The sequence below is a fragment of the Flaviaestuariibacter terrae genome, from assembly GCF_054777635.1.
This window is the reverse complement of record NZ_BAAHAL010000006.1, coordinates 1,587,479-1,603,480: the sequence shown is the minus strand read 5'-3', so window position 1 is coordinate 1,603,480 and position 16,002 is coordinate 1,587,479. Positions and strand designations below refer to the sequence as shown.

Here is a 16,002-nt window from a genome sequence, read left to right as displayed (position 1 = left end):
CTATTTAATTTTTTTGGAAGCAGTAGGAGTGGGAACTTTATAGAAACAAATCCGATATGAAAGGCCCCCATTCTTCCTGCAGCCCGATCCTCCCCATATGGGAGCAAGGCGTGTTGCTGGCGCAGCGCACCGAGGGGTTTCACACACTGCGCTTGTTCCAGATGGAAGATCACTACGTGGAAGTCACGCACCACAGCCATTTCAACGTGGTGCTCCGCGTTGCCACCTTCCGCGACACCACCCACCTCGACCCCTATCTCGCCGACATCGACATCTCCGCGCTTTTCGCATAGCGAATTGTGGTTGTAATTCTACTGGGCGCCCCATATACGGGCGCCATTCTTATGCCCGGCCGTAGCCACAGGGCAGCGGGTTTGAGGTGATCGGCGGGCATTTCGGGAAAAGTCGGAAACACTCTGTCCACCGCATTTTGTTCAGCAAAACTGGCACAATCCTTCGAATATCTGGTACGAAGCAAGCGCGCCGCAGTGAGGGTTTTAGCGGATAGTGTGTTTGAGCCGGCCGCTTTCTTCAACCTTATTTTTTATCCCGCCTTTCGGGATCGTTGCTAACCTACCTTAAACATCGCGGCTCCCACAAGGGGGCCGCAATTTTTTGTACCCGGAACAGGGTATTGCGGCTGTGGCCGGAAGAAGCTTATTTTGGAAGATGCAAGCCAAAGCTTTTTCCATTGCCCTCCTCGGCGTGCTGCTGCTGGCCCGCACGACAGCCACTGCCCAGCAAACCGTTGCGCTTCCTGCCGGCATCAAGGCGGACGATCACAACCTTTCCACCCGGCTTTCGCCCGATGGACGCAAGCTGCTGCTGGCGCAAAGCGACCGCAGCACGCGCCTGTATTTCTACAATATCGCGCCGCTCGTCGTAGCCGACAGTGCAGTTGTCAGCGGCACCTGGGGACAGCCGGCATGGAACGGAGCCGGCACGCGCCTCCTGCTCTATGGGCGTGATTATGAGCCGGATTCCCGCGAGCAGTTGCTGCTCCTTAGTGATCGGGGACAGGAACTGAAGCGCATCGACCTGCCCCTCAGCGATTCGTTTCCCGATCTTCGCTACAAGCTGCTCAATTACACGGTCGACAGCGCCGGCCACGAAGCCAGCGCGGTCCTGTATTGCCTTCCCGAAACGGGCGCCCAGTACGAGTTTGAGCTCAACTCGGTCGTGGCGGAGCCGAAGGCCTATCACTTCCAGGTAGCCCGCATCGACCTCGAGAGCGGGCGCGTCCTGGCGCGGATCCCGGTGGCGGCAACCTACCTCAGTTGTGCCGGCTACCGCCAGGGAAAGCCGCTGCTCCTGAAGGGCAGCATGCCGGAAAAATACCAGTCCACCCTAGACCTGTTCACCGTCGATTTTGCATCAGGGAAGCTCCATTCGCTGGGCGCCGAAACATTGCTGCGCAACCAGACGCTCGAGCGCGTGTCGGTGTTTTCGGCCGCGCATCTTTACCTCGAAGTGGAGCGGGGTCTTTATCGCTACGATGAGGGCGCAGGCTTCCGCCAGATCTTTTACCAGGCTCTTGTACACAGCAAGGTGCTACGGGTGTCGGTGCAGGGTGATCGCCTGCTCCTGCTGGGCGAGGCGCAGCGTACCGCCGAAAACGAGCTTTGGGTTCTCAATGCGGATGGTGCCGTGCAGCAACACAACGACCTGCGCGATGCTGTGCCCACGATGGCCTTCCGGCTGCGCGATACGGTTCGCAGCCTCCTGATCGACGACCGTGGTATTACGGTGCGCGCACACCCGGCCGAGGCCACCGCCGACAACCGTAAGATGCGGGTGCAGCTGCCCTTCGCCGCAGACGAGCGTCTCCGCATCCCGGGTACGCCCTACCTGCTCGAGTACAACAGCTCGGAGTGGCAGGTGATCGACGTGGAAGCGCAGCTCGTGGTATACCGACAGCTGGCCGAAGACTACGGGCAGCGCTTCGTGGCCCTGGAGGGACTGCCCTTCGTAGTTCGCTACAGCGGCCAGCAGGCCGAATTCATCCGCATCGGCGAGTGGGACCGGCCTGTGGGCAACCTTCCGCTGCGACATGCGGCCATCGGGTCGGGGAGCAATATTTACCAAAGCCTCATCGATCTCAAAAGCCTCGCGTACAACCCGCAAACTAAGATCCTCAGCGGAGTCTTCCAATCGGACTCCAGCTATTACATGGCTGCCTGGGTACAGCGCCCGGACTGGCGCTTCCTGAATGCCGTTCGCCTGGGCAGGGAACTCCCGGCGGGCTACCAGGATTGGGGCGGGATCAAGGCGCGACCGCTTTCGGATGGCGAATGCGTCGGCGCCGTGGCCTACAGCCTCAGCGAAGACGACTGGCAGCTTGCGCCGGCCGCCCTTACGCGCCGGGTGACGGCCTACGCGGCGCAATGGTCGCTTCCGGCCGGGGTGGAAAAGGAAAAGAGCTTTTCGTCGATGGGGCAGAAGGGCGGGTATGCGCAGGGGCGGATCCTTTGCCCGTATTCCTACAAGGGGAGCAGCGGCTATTTCCTCGCCGACCTGAAGCAACCGGCGCGCTCCGTGTATTTCGCCGAAGCCCCGGCCCCCGCGGCTTTTTCGAAGTTCACCTTCGTCCCCCTTCCCAAGGATTGGATGATAAACGGCTTTGATCTTTCCGACAAAGGAAACATCGCAACGCTGGCTTCTTTCAACGGGGTCGTTGAGTACGATGCGCCCGGCCGCAAGGCCACAGTGCGCAAAGCCCCCGGCAAATACCCGAACCTCAGCACCGGCAATCATTACCTGCTCGAATCGACCGGCCTGCTGCTTTCGAACGACGATTGGGTGGACCGCTTCACGCTTCAGCCCGTGCGCAGGGCGGGACGTGGCCTTGCTGCCGATTCGGCGGGCTACGACCCGGTCGCAAGGCGCTTCCTGCTGCACCGCACGGGCGGCGAGCGGGGATACGTAGAACTACGGTTCGACCGGCTCCAGCTGACGACAACCGCGCAGGCGCCGCTGCCGCTTCAGGGCGCATTGCGGCACGACAGCACCGCGACGTTTTTCCATCCCGCCATCGGCTATTGGGTGCATATCGGCCACGATGGCATCAGCCTCGATACGGGCCGGCGTATTTACAACAACACGGTGGCCCGCCTGTTCCGCTCCGATCTCAACGGGCGCATCGATTTTGTACAGTTGCTCCCCGGCAACGACGACGTTGTCATCGGCTCGATCTCCGAAGGGCTTTATGAGCATTGGAGCCTGCGGAGCGAACGGCGCAACTTCCAGGTATTTCTACAGGATGCCGAAAACTTTGTGCTGCAGGCGCCTTCCGGCTACTACTATGCCACGCCGGCGTCGGTGCCTGCGGTCGGCTTCGAGCGCGGCGGCCGCGGCATTCCCGCGCAGTGGGTGGATGCAGAGCTCAATCGTCCCGACCGGGTGCTGGCGGAGCTGGCTGATACGACAACGCGCGATGTGGCGGCACTTCTAAAAATCTTCCGGGCAGCTACGCAAAAGAAAGCAGGCCTCTCACTACGCAGCGGCGCGCCGGGCAGCCCCACGCTTTCGCTCGCGACGGATGCCGACAGCCGGAGCACCGCGGGCCGCATCCAGCTTGATGTACAGGCCGCGGCCGGCAGCACGCCGCTGCAGCGGCTGCGGGTATACGACAACCAGGTGCCGGTCTGGGATACAAGCTTCGCTACGCCACAGCGCGCCTTCTCCGCGAAGTTCCCGGTGGAGCTCGTAACGGGCGACAATCAATTAGTGGTAGTGGCCACCGACGAAGGGGGCAACAGCAGCCTGCCCGCTTTCCGCCGCATCGTGTATGCTCCGGAAAAGCCGGTTCCTGCCCACACTATCCTCATAACCGTTGCCGTGAACCGCTATGCCGATACGGCGCGAAGCCTGCGCTTTGCCGTGAAAGACGGCAGCGACCTCCTGGCCGCGTTCCGGGCCGTGGATCCCGCGCATACGCTCACCGACTCCCTCTTCGACGAAGCGGTTACCCCCGCCAATCTTCGCGCGCTTCGCAGCAGGCTGCTGCAGACGGGCGTGGAAGACCGCGTGGTACTGAGCTTCTCCGGGCACGGCATGCTTGATACGAGCTACAACTTCTACTACGCCACCGCGCCGATGGACTTCGGCGATCCGAAGAAATACGGGTTTTCGTTTGCCGAGATGGAAGGACTCCTTACTGGGATCCCGGCGCGCAGGAGGCTTCTCCTGATCGATGCCTGCAACAGCGGCAACGTGGACCGGGAAGCAGCACCGGCTACCGCGGCAGCGCCAGGGGTGCAGGAGCAGCACAGCCTCGCGCCCGGGAGCCGCGGTGTACTGCTGCCACGGCCGCAGGGAATGAGCAACGCGCAGGTCTTCAGCCGTCTTTTTTCGATGAGCAGCGGGCAGAGCGGCGCCGAGATCATCGCGGCTACTGCCGGCAATGCCTACGCGTACGAATCGGAGCAATGGCAGAACGGTGTGTTTACCTATTCCATTCTCCAGGCATTGCGCCAGGCTGGAAGCCTCGACAGGAATTTCGACGAAGGATTGTCGGTCCGCGAACTGAAGCAGTTCGTCTATCCCCTGGTGCAACAGCTTACCGGTGGCCGTCAGCAGCCGCTTGCGCGCTTCGAGAATGCCGGCTATGACTGGAACCTCGTGCCCGTGCCCGAAGAGCAATAAGGTCAGGAAGGAAGGTGCAGGCGGTACCCCGACTGCGGGATCGTTTCGAGCTGTACCGACGGATCCAGCTTGAGGTGCTTGCGGATCTTGGTGATGAATACATCCATGCTCCGCCCGAGGAAGTAATCGTTCTTGCCCCATACGTGCAGCAGGATGTCTTCGCGGCGGAGGATCTTCCCGGGGTTGCTGCAGAAGAATTCAAGGAGCTGCGTTTCTTTCTGCGTGAGCAGTATTTCATCGGGCCCGTTCAGGATGCGGTTTTCGCCGGGAAGGAAGCGCAGCTTGCCCAGCCGGAGCTCGTCCTGCTTTTGCGGCAGCAACATCCCCGTGCGGCGCAGGAACACCTGCATACGGCTCAGCAGCTCTTTCATGCTGAACGGCTTCGTGATGTAATCGTCGCCGCCGGCCGAGAAGCCCTGGAGCTTGTCTTCCTCCATCGACTTTGCCGTAAGAAAAAGGATCGGCACCACGTCGTTGCGCTGGCGGATCTTTTTGGCAAGCGTGAAGCCGTCGCGGCCCGGGAGGTTGACGTCGAGGAGGCAGATGTCGGGGAGCTCTTTCTGGAACTGGTTCCAGGCCGTATTTCCATCGGGGCAATGCACGACCTCGTAGCCTTCATCTTCGAGGCCTTCGCGGATCAGAAGGCCGAGCTGCTCATCGTCTTCGGCAAGAAGCACGCGTTTAGGTTTATCCATGCGCTGGGGGATTGGCTGTGTGCAATTTAACCACGAATTCCGACCCGACGCCGGGGATACTTTGTACCGAGATCTTACCGTGGTGGGCCTGTATGATGCGGCGAACGAATGCGAGTCCAAGACCGAATCCGCGCGCGGGCGTTTCATCGCCGGTAGGCACGCGGTAGAACTTCTGGAAGATCCGCTGCAGGTGCCGCTGCTCGATGCCGCGGCCATTGTCTTTTACCGAAAGCAATACCGACCCGTTCTCGTTGCGGGTGCTCACCTGCAGCCGCGGATGGTCGGCGTATTTGAGACCGTTCTCCAGCAGGTTGGTGATCACGATGAGCAGGTAGCCGGGGTCGGCCAGCAGCGTCGTGCGCGTGGCCTTCAGCGTGCACTGCACCTCGGCGCCCTTGGCCGAAGCCAGCGGCTCCACGTTGTCGATGGCCTGCTCCACCACCGCATGCAGGTCGAGCAGTTGCCGGTCGAGGTGAAGCTGGTGCGACTCGGCGTGCGCGTGTTGCAACAGGCGCTCGATCTGTTGCTGCAGGTAGGCCGCCTGGTCTTTAATGATCGCTGCGTATCGCTCGAGCTTTTCCGGTTTCTGGATGATCGTGGGCGACTCGAGCACTTCGGCGGCCAGCGTAATTACCGCGACAGGCGTTTTGAATTCATGGGTGAAGTTGTTGACGAAGTCGCGCTGCGTTTCGTTCAGGAACTTCTGCCGGTAAAAGTAGTAGATGCTTCCGCCGAGCGCGAGCAGCACCAGCAGCAGGATCACCGAGGCGATGATCCAGATGTTCATCAGCGACAGGATATACTGGTCGCGGTACGGGAAGAACAGCGTGAGGTAGGAATGCGTTCCCTTCGGCTCGGGCAGGTGCAGGCGCTCGTTGCGCGGGGCCGTGGGCGAAGGAAGGTAGAATGTATCGGTATAGCGCCGTGTCTTACCGTCGTACAGGCCGATGTAGGTATTGGTAAAGATGTCCTCGCTTTCGAGTTCGTCGTTGACGAGCGCGGCGAGGCTGTCGGTCCGCGGCAGCTTGTCGAGACGTATGAAGTAGGTGCGGCTGTCGGGCGTTTCGATCAGCTGGTTGAGGTTGTAGGCGGGATTGAGCTGGAAGCCCATATCGTCGTACAGGGAGCGGACGGTGCGCGCGATGGCATGATCAAACTGCTTCTGCTCGAGGCGGTAAACCTTGCTGAGCCAGACCAGCTGGAAACAAATAATGGTGGCGACCACCAGGGTGGCAACGACGATGCCGATTCGGAGCGTATGGGCGCGCAAGGTCATGAGCGGTAAAGATCGCAGCACGACGCCGAACTGAACGATTTTACGGGGCGATTAACGTATTTTTTAATCGGCAACGCAGCAGTCGGGATAAGAAATAAAGTACCCGGTCGCCCGGAGCAGGGCCGGTACTTTCATCTCCTGTTTGCATCGGCTACGCGAAGCGTGCCAGCACGCGCTCGAAAGCGGCCCGTATTTCTGCGGTACAGAGGTTGCCGATGCTGCCTTCGTGCGTATGCTTCAGCTCCTTGCCGGCATCGTACTGGAAGTTGCCGGCCTCGATGTCGTTGCCCACGCTTCGGTAGGCCTCGCGGAAGGGAACGCCCTGATTAACGAGCTCGTTGACCGCCTCCACGCTGAATACGTAGCGGTACTTTTCTTCCTGGAGGATGCCTTCGCGGACCTGGAGCTTTTCGAGCATCAGCACCATCATTTGCAGGCAGGAGCGCAGCTCGGTGATGGCGGGGAAAAGAATTTCCTTGGTCAGCTGCAGCTCGCGGTGGTAGCCCGACGGCAGGTTGCCGAGCAGCAGCGCCAGCTCGTTCGGTACTGATTGAAGACGGTTGCATTTGCCGCGTACGAGCTCGAATACATCCGGGTTCTTCTTGTGCGGCATGATGCTGCTGCCCGTTGTGAGCTCGGAAGGGAAGGAGATAAAATCGAAATTCTGGTTGAGGTAGAGGCAGCAATCCATGGCAAGCCTGCCCGCGGTCGCCGCAACGGCCGCAAGCGCGGTGGCCGTGAAGCGCTCTGTTTTGCCGCGGCTCATTTGCGCGTACACCGAGTTATAATGCAGGTCCCCGAAGTCAAGCAGCTCAGTGGTGCGCCTGCGGTTCAGCGGGAGCGAGGAGCCATAGCCGGCACCGCTGCCCAGCGGGTTCTTGTTGGCCATCTCGTAGGCAGCCGCCAGCAAGAGCAGGTCGTCAACAAGGCTTTCGGCATAAGCGCCCAGCCAGAGACCCACAGAAGAAGGCATAGCGAGTTGAAGGTGCGTGTAGCCGGGCAGGAGTACCTGCTTAAACCGCTCACTTTGCTGCTGCAGCAGTGCGAAAAGCGCCTGCACATCGTCCTTTACCAGCAGGAGCTGCGCCCGGAGAAACAGCTTGCTGTCAACAGCGACCTGGTCGTTGCGGCTGCGGCCGCTGTGGATCTTCTTGCCAATGTCGCCGATGCGGCGGGTGAGCAGCAGCTCCACCTGCGAGTGAATGTCTTCGACACCTTCTTCCAGCACAAAGCTTCCTTCTTCGATCTCACGGGCGATCTCCTGCAACGCAGCAACCGCGGTGGCCGATTCTTCCGCTGTCATCAGGCCTACCTCGCCCAGCATCGTCACGTGTGCGATCGAGCCCTGCACGTCGTAGGGCGCCAGGAGAAGGTCGAACTCGCGGTCGCGGCCTACGGTAAAAGTTTCGATCTGTGCCGATACGGCCGTACTGTCTTTCTGCCAGAGTTTCATACCGATTTCTTTAAGAGTTCGATGTACAGGGCGATGCCCTCGTTGAGTTCGTCGATGCCGATCCATTCATCGGCAGTATGGCTGCGTGCCGAGTCGCCGGGCCCGATCTTGAGCGCCGGGAAAGGCATCAGCGCCTTGTCGGATGTTGTCGGCGAGCCGTAGGGCACACGTCCCAGCGCTTTACCGGCGCGGAGCAGCGGGTGCTCGTCGCCGATGACCGACGACCGGAGCCGGAGGCTGCGGGGCATCAGCGTGCTGGTCAGTTCACCTTGCAGGCGCTCCAGCACTTCTTCCAGTGTATAGCATTCGTTCACGCGCACGTCGATCACGAAGCGGCACTGTGCCGGCACCACGTTGTGGGCCTTGTTCTCCGTTTCGATGACGGTAACGTTGCAGCTGACAGGGCCCAGGAAGGGCGATACTTTTTCGAAGCGAAGGTTCTGCAGCTTGCTGATGTCGGCTACGGCTTTCAGCAGGGCGCTTTCGCCTTCGTTGCGCGCAGCATGTCCCGCGCGTCCCTCGGCCAGCGCGTCGATCACGAGGAGTCCTCGCTCGGCTACGGCCAGTTGCATCTGCGTCGGCTCACCCACCAGCGCGCCGTCGATGCCGCCCAGCAGCGGCAGGATGGATTCCACGCCGCCTCGTCCCGAGATCTCCTCTTCGGCGGTAGCGGCCAGCACCAGGTTGAAGGGGCATCCGGCATCATCCCAATAATAAAGAAAGGCGGCGATCAGCGCCACGAGCGGCCCGCCGGCATCGTTGGAGCCAAGGCCGTACACGCGTCCCCCTTCGATCGAAGGCTCGAACGGGTCGCGGCTGTAGCCGATGGCGGGCTTTACCGTATCGTGGTGGGAGTTGAGCAGCCAGGTGGGCTTTCCTTCGTCCAAGTGACGACTCCGGGCAACGACGTTGTATCCCTGTATTTCTACGGGAACGCCTTCTGCCCGTAGGAAGCCGGCAATACAGGCCGCAGTATCGGCTTCCTGCCGGCTCAGGGAGGGTATCGCGATGAGCGCCTGCAGGAGCTGCAGCGCTTTCGATTGCAATGATTCGAGGGTGTAGTTAGCCATGGTGAATCCGTGTGCCGCTAGTTCCCGACAGGAGCGCGGGCAGTTCTTCCGCCTTCCCTATGATGACCTCCGAAACCCCGGCGGCGAGCGCGCGGAAGGCGTTATCGAGCTTCGGAAGCATGCCGCCCGACACCACGCCCGTCGCTTTGAGCGAGCGGTAGCTGTCGGGATCGATGGATGAAATTACAGAGTTGTCGTCGTCGGCATCGCGGAGCACACCGGCTTTTTCAAATGAGTAAACGAGCCGCACGCGGAAGAGGCTGCCAAGGGCGGTAGCGGTTTCCTGTGCGATGGTATCGGCGTTGGTGTTGAGCAGCTGTCCCTTTCCATCGTGGGTGATGGGTGCGAGCACCACGCTTTGCCCGGCTTCGAGCAGCGTTTGCAGCAGGTCGGCATTCACTGCTTCCACGTCGCCCACAAAGCCATAGTCAAGGGCCGCCCCGCTGCGCTTGCGCGCGCGAACAACATCACCGTCGGCACCCGATAGCCCGATGGCCGGGCAATGCAGCGCCTGCAGACCCGCTACGATCGTTTTGTTGACGAGACCGGCATAGACCATCGTCACCACCTTCAGTGTCTCGGCGTCGGTGATGCGGCGCCCGTCGACAAGCTGCTGCGGGATCTGCAGGTCGGCGGCGAGGCGTGTAGCGAGCTTGCCACCGCCATGCACCAGTACCTTGGGTCCGGGCACGGCGGCAAACTGCACCAGGAACTGTTGCAGGCTGGCGGCATCATCGATGATGTTGCCTCCGATCTTGATGACAGCTACTTCCTTCATGGGCGGCTGCGGAGGATTTCGGCGAGAACGGCCTGGGCCGACCACACACGGTTACCGGCCTGTTGGGTGACAATGCTGTGCGGGCTGTCGAGCACTTCGTCGCTCAGCTCCACGTTGCGCCGCACCGGGAGGCAATGCATCACGCGGGCTTCGTTGGTTGCTTTGAGCTTATCGAGCGTGAGCATCCAGCTTTCGTCGTTGCTCAGCACCTGCCCGTATTGTTCGTAGGAGCTCCAGTTTTTTACATACACGAAGTCGGCACCCTGGAGCGCCTCGTCCTGGTTCTGCGTGATCTGCGCGCCGCGGGTATATTTCGGATCGAGCGCATAGCCTTCGGGGTGCGTGACCACGAAGTCGCAGCCGCCCCAGGCCGTCATCCACTGCGCGAAGCTGTTGGATACGCACTGCGGCAGGGCCTTCACATGCGGTGCCCAGCTGAGCACCACTTTCGGGCGACGCTCCGTGCCGAAGCTTTCGCGGATCGTAAGGAGGTCGGCAAGGCTTTGCAGCGGGTGCAGCGTGGCGCTTTCGAGGCTAACCACCGGAATGCCCGCATACTTTACAAACTGGGTGATGTAGCGCTCGCTGTAGTCCTCGGCGCGGTCCTTCAGCCCGGGAAAGGTGCGGATGGCGAGGATATCGAAATATTGTCCCAGGATCGGCGCGGCGTCCTTGACGTGCTCTACAGTCGTGCCGTTCATCACGGCGCCTTCCTCGAACTCAAGGGCCCAGCCTTCGGCGCCGACGTTGAATACGATGGCTTCCATGCCGAGTTGCTGCGCGGCCACCTGCGTGCTGAGGCGGGTGCGGAGGCTCGGGTTGAGAAACAGGCATCCGATACGCAGTCCCCGGCCCAGCGTTTCGGCCGAGCGCGGCGCGGCCTTGAAAGCGGCGGCGCTGTCGGCGAGGGCGACTATATCGGATACATCATCGGCGGAGAGAAAATTCTTCATGTAGTTCGTATACAGGTAAATATTAGGAGGTGGCAACCGGGGTTGCTTCGAGCGCTGCAATGGCCCCGCGCAGGCTTTCAAGGAAGCTGTTGGCTTCGGCGCGGCCGAGGCTCAGCGCGGGAAGCAGGCGCACGACCGACGGCTTTGCCTCACCCGTAAAAATACGGTACTCCTGCAGCAGGCGGCTGCGCAGGGTTTTGAGATGCGCCGGCAGGTCGAATCCGATCATGAGTCCTTTGCCGCGTACGTTTTCCAGCTGCGGGATGTTGCGGAGCTCGCCCATCAGCCAGTTGCCGGTTTCGGCCGCATTGGCCATCAGGCCTTCGCGCTCGATCACTTCGAGCACGGCCAGTGCCGCGGCGCAGGCAAGGTGGTTACCGCCGAAGGTGGTGCCCAGCAGGCCATGCTTCGCGCCGAAGTGCGGGGCGATGAGGATGCCCCCGATCGGGAAGCCGTTGCCCATGCCCTTGGCCATGCTGTAGATATCCGCGTCGACGCCGGCAGTGTCGGTGGCAAAGAAGCGACCGCTGCGCCCATAGCCGCACTGCACCTCGTCGGCGATGAATACGGCGCCGTGCTCGTTGCACAGGGAGCGGATCGCCTGGAGGAACGCGTCGGTGGCTACGGTAATGCCACCAACACCCTGGATGGCCTCGATGATCACAGCTGCCGTTTCGGAGCCATGAGCGGCGAACCAGTCGCGAAGCGCTGCCTCGTCGTTATACGGTAGAAATACAATATTGTCGGTTTCGTTTACCGGCGCCACGATCGAAGGATTGTCGGTGGCGGCAACGGCCAGCGAGGTACGTCCGTGGAAGGATTTGCGGAAGGCAACCACCTTCTTCCGACCGGTATGAAAGGAAGCAAGCTTGAGCGCGTTCTCATTCGCCTCGGCGCCGCTGTTGCAGAGGAACAGCTGGTAATCGGGGCGGCCGCTGACGGTGCCCAGCTTCTCGGCCAGCTGTTGCTGTACCGGGATCTTTACCGAGTTGGAATAAAAGGCGATGCGGTGCAGCTGCTCCTCGATACGCTTCACCCAGTGCGGGTGCGTGTGACCGATGGAGATCACGGCATGGCCGCCATAGAGGTCGAGGTAGCGGGTGCCGGCATCGTCCCAAACATAGCTGCCTTCGGCGCGGGCGATAGTAATGTCGTTGACCGGGTAAACGTCGAATAGTTTCATTTCTTATACAGTTCGCCGGCGATGGAGGCCGACAGTTTAATGCCTTTGATCAGTGCGGAGCTCAGTCCCTGGTGCTCCATTTCGTTGAGTCCTGCGATGGTGCAGCCTTTGGGCGAGGTCACTTTGTCGATCTCCTCTTCGGGGTGCGAGCCGTTCTGCAGCAGGAGTTGTGCGGCTCCGAGTGCCGTTTGTGCGGCGATCCGGATCGCATCCTGCGCATGGAAGCCGATCTCCACGCCACCCTGCGCCGCGGCGCGGATGCTGCGGAGGAAGAAGGCGATGCCGCAGGCGCAGAGTGCCGTGGCCGCGCTCATCAGCTCCTCGTTGATTACGATCGAAGTGCCCATCGTGGCAAAGATGCTTTGTACGAGCTGCAGGTCTCCGGCTGTAGCGCCCGAGGCGGCCAGGCAGGTCATGCTGGCCTTCACGCGGAGCGCAGTGTTGGGCATGGCACGGATGATCCGGGCCTCGGCACCAAGATGCGTGCGCAAGTCGCTGCTGTGCGCGCCGGTGACGACCGATACGACCAATTGCTTTTGCGGCTGAAGCACCGGGGCGATCTCATCGAGTACCGCGTTGAGCTGTTGCGGGAGAATGCAGAGGAAAATGATCTCGGCATCCTGCACGGCGGCGCGGTTATCGCTGCCGGTGGCAAAGCCTTCGGCGGCTAGGGCTTCCAGTGACGAAGCGTTGCGGCGCGTAAGTCGTATGTCGGAAGCCGCGGCCGTGCCCGATTCCACGAGGCCCTGGGCGAGTGCCCTGCCGATGTTGCCGGCGCCGATGATGGCTGCTTTCATATCAGAACGCGAGGGGTTTGAGGTGAAGGCCTGCCTGCTCATCGAGCCCGAACAGGAGGTTCATATTTTGTACCGCCTGCCCCGACGCTCCTTTGAGCAGGTTGTCGATGGCACTGTGTACCACGAGCTTGCCGCCGGCCACCTCGGGTTGCAGCAGGCATTTGTTGGTATTAACCACCTGCTTCAGGTGGATCGCGCTCTTGCTGACCACCGTGAAGGGATGCTCCTTATAAAAATCGTCGAAGAGCGCTAAGGCTTCATCCTGGGTGCCCCCGAAGTCCATGGTAGCACTGACGAAGATGCCGCGGGCGAAGTCGCCGCGCCAGGGCACGAAGTTGAGCGCAAAGCCTTCGGGTTGCAGCGATGCTACCGACTGGCCGATCTCGCCGCCGTGCTGGTGGCTGAGCGTTTTATAGGCCTGGATGTTGTTGGCGCGCCAGCTGAAATGCGAGGTCGCGCTGAGACCCTGGCCCGCGCCGGTGGAGCCGGTGATGCCCGTGGCATACACTTCTCCGAGCTTGCCCGCCTTAGCCAGCGGCAGCAGGGCCAGCTGGATGGCGGTGGCGAAGCAGCCTGGGTTGGCGATATTCTGCGCGCCGCGGATGCTGTCGCGCCGGAGCTCCGGGAGACCGTATACAAAGCTGCGGCCATCGATCGTGGCGCGGCCCGAAAGCCGGAAATCCTGCGACAGGTCGATCACGCGGACAGCCGGAGGGATTTCGTTCTCCGACAAAAATTTGCGGGCTTCACCATGGCCGACGCAGAGAAACAGCACGTCGATCTCGCCGGAGAGCTCGCCGGTAAACGAAAGGTCTGTTTCGCCGAGCAGGTCGCCGTGGATGGAGGTTACCGGGCTCCCGGCCTGGCTGCGGCTGTGCACGAAGGCGATTTCCACCTCCGGATGGTTCAACAGGAGGCGGAGGAGCTCGCCACCGGTATAGCCGGCGCCGCCTACGATTCCGGCCCTAACCTTCATGACCGGCTTTTTTGACTTGTTGGTAAATAGCGGTCTGGTTGCCGAAGATCTTGCTGAAGCCGCGTACGTCTTCGCCGGTAAAACCCGTGTTCATCTCGCCGTACTTGCCGAAGCGGTCGCTCATCAGGTCGAAGGGGCTTTCGATTCCATTGACCTGGAAGCGGTAGGGAAGGAGTTGTATAAATACGGTGCCGCTTACGTTTTCCTGGCTGTTCGTGAAGAAGGCTTCGATATCGCGCATCACCGGGTCGAGGATCTGTCCCTCGTGGAGCCAGTTGCCGTAAAACAGCGCCAGCTGGTCTTTCCAGTTCAGCTGCCACTTGGTGAGCACGTGCTTTTCGAGCGCGTGGTGGGCCTTGATGATGATGAGGGGCGCGGCGGCCTCGAAGCCCACGCGGCCCTTGATGCCGATGATGGTGTCGCCCACGTGGATGTCGCGGCCGATGCCGTAGGGCGCTGCGAGCGCCTGCAGCGCGTTGATGGCGTCGACCGGGTGCTCGTAGACCGTATCGTTAACGGCGGTAAGCTCGCCTTTTTCGAAGCGAAGCGTGATATTCTCGGAGCCGGTCTTGGTTACCTGTGTGGGCCAGGCTTCCTCGGGGAGGGCGCCGTTGGAGCGGAGCGTTTCGCGGCCGCCGACGGAGGTACCCCAAAGTCCTTTATTGATGGAGTACATGGCCTTCTCGAAGTTCATGTCCACGCCCTTGCTTTTGAGGTAGGCGATCTCTTCCTCGCGGCTGAGCCGCAGGTCGCGGATGGGCGTGAGGATCTCGAGACCCGGGACGAGGATGTGGAAGATCATGTCGAAGCGCACCTGGTCGTTGCCGGCGCCCGTGGAGCCGTGGGCCACCGCATCGGCGCCCAGCTTTTTCGCGTGCTCGGCAATGTGCAGGGCCTGCACGAGGCGCTCCGCCGATACGCTCAGCGGGTAGGTATTATTCTTCAGCACGTTGCCGAAGACAAGGTATTTGATAATGCGCTCGTAGTAGGAGCGAACGGCGTCGACAGTGGTATGCGTCTTCACTCCCAGCTTGTAGGCATGTGCCTCCACGGCTTTGAGTTCTTCGGCGCTGAAGCCGCCGGTATTGACGATGACGCTGTGCACCTCGTAGCCTTTTTCTTCGGTGAGGTACTTGACGCAGTAGGAGGTGTCGAGCCCACCGCTGAATCCCAGGACAATTTTCTTCATGGTCGTTTATTTGGCGCCTGTGGCGCGGTAGAGAAAGAACGCAGATTTTTTATGATTGTTAAGATTGACGCAGATATGCTTTTGTGCCTAGCAAATCATAACCAATCTTAAAATATCTGCGTATCCACCCAAGGTGGATCTGCGTTCTTTCTCTCCGCACCTTCGCTATCAGGACAACAGGTTAAACAAAATCATTTTCAGCTTGCGGCCGCTGTTGCGGTCGATGTTGAGGCGCTTCAGGAAGCGGTTCTGCTTGAAGCGGAGGAGGCGCTCGAAAACGGGCTTGCGCTTTTCGAATTCCTTCTTCTGCTCTTCGGCCACCACGTGCTCCTTCGGATCGAAGAGCATCGCGGTGCAGAGGCAGTTCTTGCGCTCCTTGCTCATGAGGATGTCGTAGTTGACGCAGCTTTTGCAGCCTGCCCAAAACTTCTCATCCTGCGTGAGCTCGGAGTAGGTCACCGGCTCGTAGCCCAGCTCGCTGTTGATGCGCATCACGGCAAGACCGGTGGTGAGGCCGAAGATCTTCGCATCGGGGTACTTCTCGCGGCTCAGCTCGAAGATCCGCTGCTTGATGGCCTTGGCCACGCCGCCCTTGCGGAACTCCGGCGATACGATCAGCCCCGAGTTGGCCACGTACTCACCTTCCCAGGTTTCGATATAGCAAAAGCCGACCCAGCGGCCATCGCCCGTCAGGGCAATGACGGCCTTGCCTTCCTGCATCTTCTGCGCCACGTACTCGGGGCTGCGCCGGGCAATACCGGTACCACGCGCTTTGGCAGAAGCCGCCATCTCATCAACGATGGTTTCGGCATAGACTGCATCGGCAGGGGTCGCGACCCTGATAATGATCTGCTGATTCTCCACGATATCCGTAAAAAATTAGAGTTTGAAAGGATAACCAATCCCAAGGAAAAAACTGTTCCGGAGCGCATTCACTGATAGGGGCCCTGGTGAGCGGCTCGGCCTATCAGAATCTGCGTCGTGACAG

At 60.8% G+C, this 16,002-nt stretch carries 13 protein-coding genes; 2 read left to right on the top strand and 11 right to left on the bottom strand.

Annotated elements, in window-relative coordinates; genetic code table 11:
- Positions 1–56: 56 nt before the first annotated feature.
- A complete protein-coding gene (locus tag ACYU7Z_RS07830) occupies positions 57–293 on the top strand; it encodes a hypothetical protein (protein ID WP_460569089.1) in 237 nt (78 codons plus the stop codon).
- A gap of 376 nt (positions 294–669) precedes the next feature.
- Positions 670–4,644 carry a caspase family protein gene (locus ACYU7Z_RS07825; RefSeq protein ID WP_460569087.1) on the top strand — a complete coding sequence of 1,325 codons (3,975 nt, stop codon included), beginning with the start codon at positions 670–672 and terminating at the stop codon, positions 4,642–4,644.
- A gap of 2 nt (positions 4,645–4,646) precedes the next feature.
- Here the strand turns inward: ACYU7Z_RS07825 and ACYU7Z_RS07820 are convergent, their stop codons facing one another.
- From ACYU7Z_RS07820 to ACYU7Z_RS07770, 11 genes are all read right to left on the bottom strand, one after another.
- Entirely contained in the window at positions 4,647–5,339 is a 693-nt protein-coding gene (locus ACYU7Z_RS07820) for a response regulator transcription factor (RefSeq protein WP_460569085.1), read from the bottom strand.
- Complete coding sequence (locus ACYU7Z_RS07815) at positions 5,332–6,615, bottom strand: sensor histidine kinase (protein WP_460569083.1); 1,284 nt, start codon at positions 6,613–6,615, stop codon at positions 5,332–5,334. Before ACYU7Z_RS07815 ends, ACYU7Z_RS07820 begins: the two co-directional genes overlap by 8 nt.
- A gap of 151 nt (positions 6,616–6,766) precedes the next feature.
- Positions 6,767–8,068, bottom strand: a complete 1,302-nt coding sequence (gene argH / locus ACYU7Z_RS07810; protein WP_460569081.1) for an argininosuccinate lyase — start codon at positions 8,066–8,068, stop codon at positions 6,767–6,769.
- Entirely contained in the window at positions 8,065–9,138 is a 1,074-nt protein-coding gene (locus tag ACYU7Z_RS07805) for a zinc-binding metallopeptidase family protein (protein ID WP_460569079.1), read from the bottom strand. Before ACYU7Z_RS07805 ends, argH begins: the two co-directional genes overlap by 4 nt.
- Positions 9,131–9,916 carry an acetylglutamate kinase gene (gene argB / locus ACYU7Z_RS07800; protein WP_460569077.1) on the bottom strand — a complete coding sequence of 262 codons (786 nt, stop codon included), beginning with the start codon at positions 9,914–9,916 and terminating at the stop codon, positions 9,131–9,133. Before argB ends, ACYU7Z_RS07805 begins: the two co-directional genes overlap by 8 nt.
- On the bottom strand, positions 9,913–10,869 hold the full coding sequence (locus ACYU7Z_RS07795) for a Rossmann-fold NAD(P)-binding domain-containing protein (RefSeq protein ID WP_460569075.1): 957 nt from the start codon (positions 10,867–10,869) through the stop codon (positions 9,913–9,915). Before ACYU7Z_RS07795 ends, argB begins: the two co-directional genes overlap by 4 nt.
- Positions 10,870–10,891: 22 nt before the next feature.
- Complete coding sequence (locus ACYU7Z_RS07790) at positions 10,892–12,052, bottom strand: aspartate aminotransferase family protein (protein ID WP_460569073.1); 1,161 nt, start codon at positions 12,050–12,052, stop codon at positions 10,892–10,894.
- The gene (proC, locus tag ACYU7Z_RS07785; RefSeq protein WP_460569071.1) at positions 12,049–12,849 is read right to left on the bottom strand and encodes a pyrroline-5-carboxylate reductase family protein; all 801 of its coding nucleotides are present in this window, start codon (positions 12,847–12,849) and stop codon (positions 12,049–12,051) included. Before proC ends, ACYU7Z_RS07790 begins: the two co-directional genes overlap by 4 nt.
- A 1-nt stretch (position 12,850) precedes the next feature.
- On the bottom strand, positions 12,851–13,825 hold the full coding sequence (gene argC, locus ACYU7Z_RS07780; RefSeq protein ID WP_460569069.1) for an N-acetyl-gamma-glutamyl-phosphate reductase: 975 nt from the start codon (positions 13,823–13,825) through the stop codon (positions 12,851–12,853).
- Positions 13,815–15,014, bottom strand: a complete 1,200-nt coding sequence (gene argG / locus ACYU7Z_RS07775; RefSeq protein ID WP_460569067.1) for an argininosuccinate synthase — start codon at positions 15,012–15,014, stop codon at positions 13,815–13,817. The genes argC and argG overlap by 11 nt, the downstream gene beginning before the upstream one ends.
- A gap of 168 nt (positions 15,015–15,182) precedes the next feature.
- Positions 15,183–15,878: a GNAT family N-acetyltransferase gene (locus tag ACYU7Z_RS07770; RefSeq protein WP_460569065.1), complete on the bottom strand. Its 696-nt coding sequence runs from the start codon at positions 15,876–15,878 to the stop codon at positions 15,183–15,185.
- Positions 15,879–16,002: the final 124 nt, after the last annotated feature.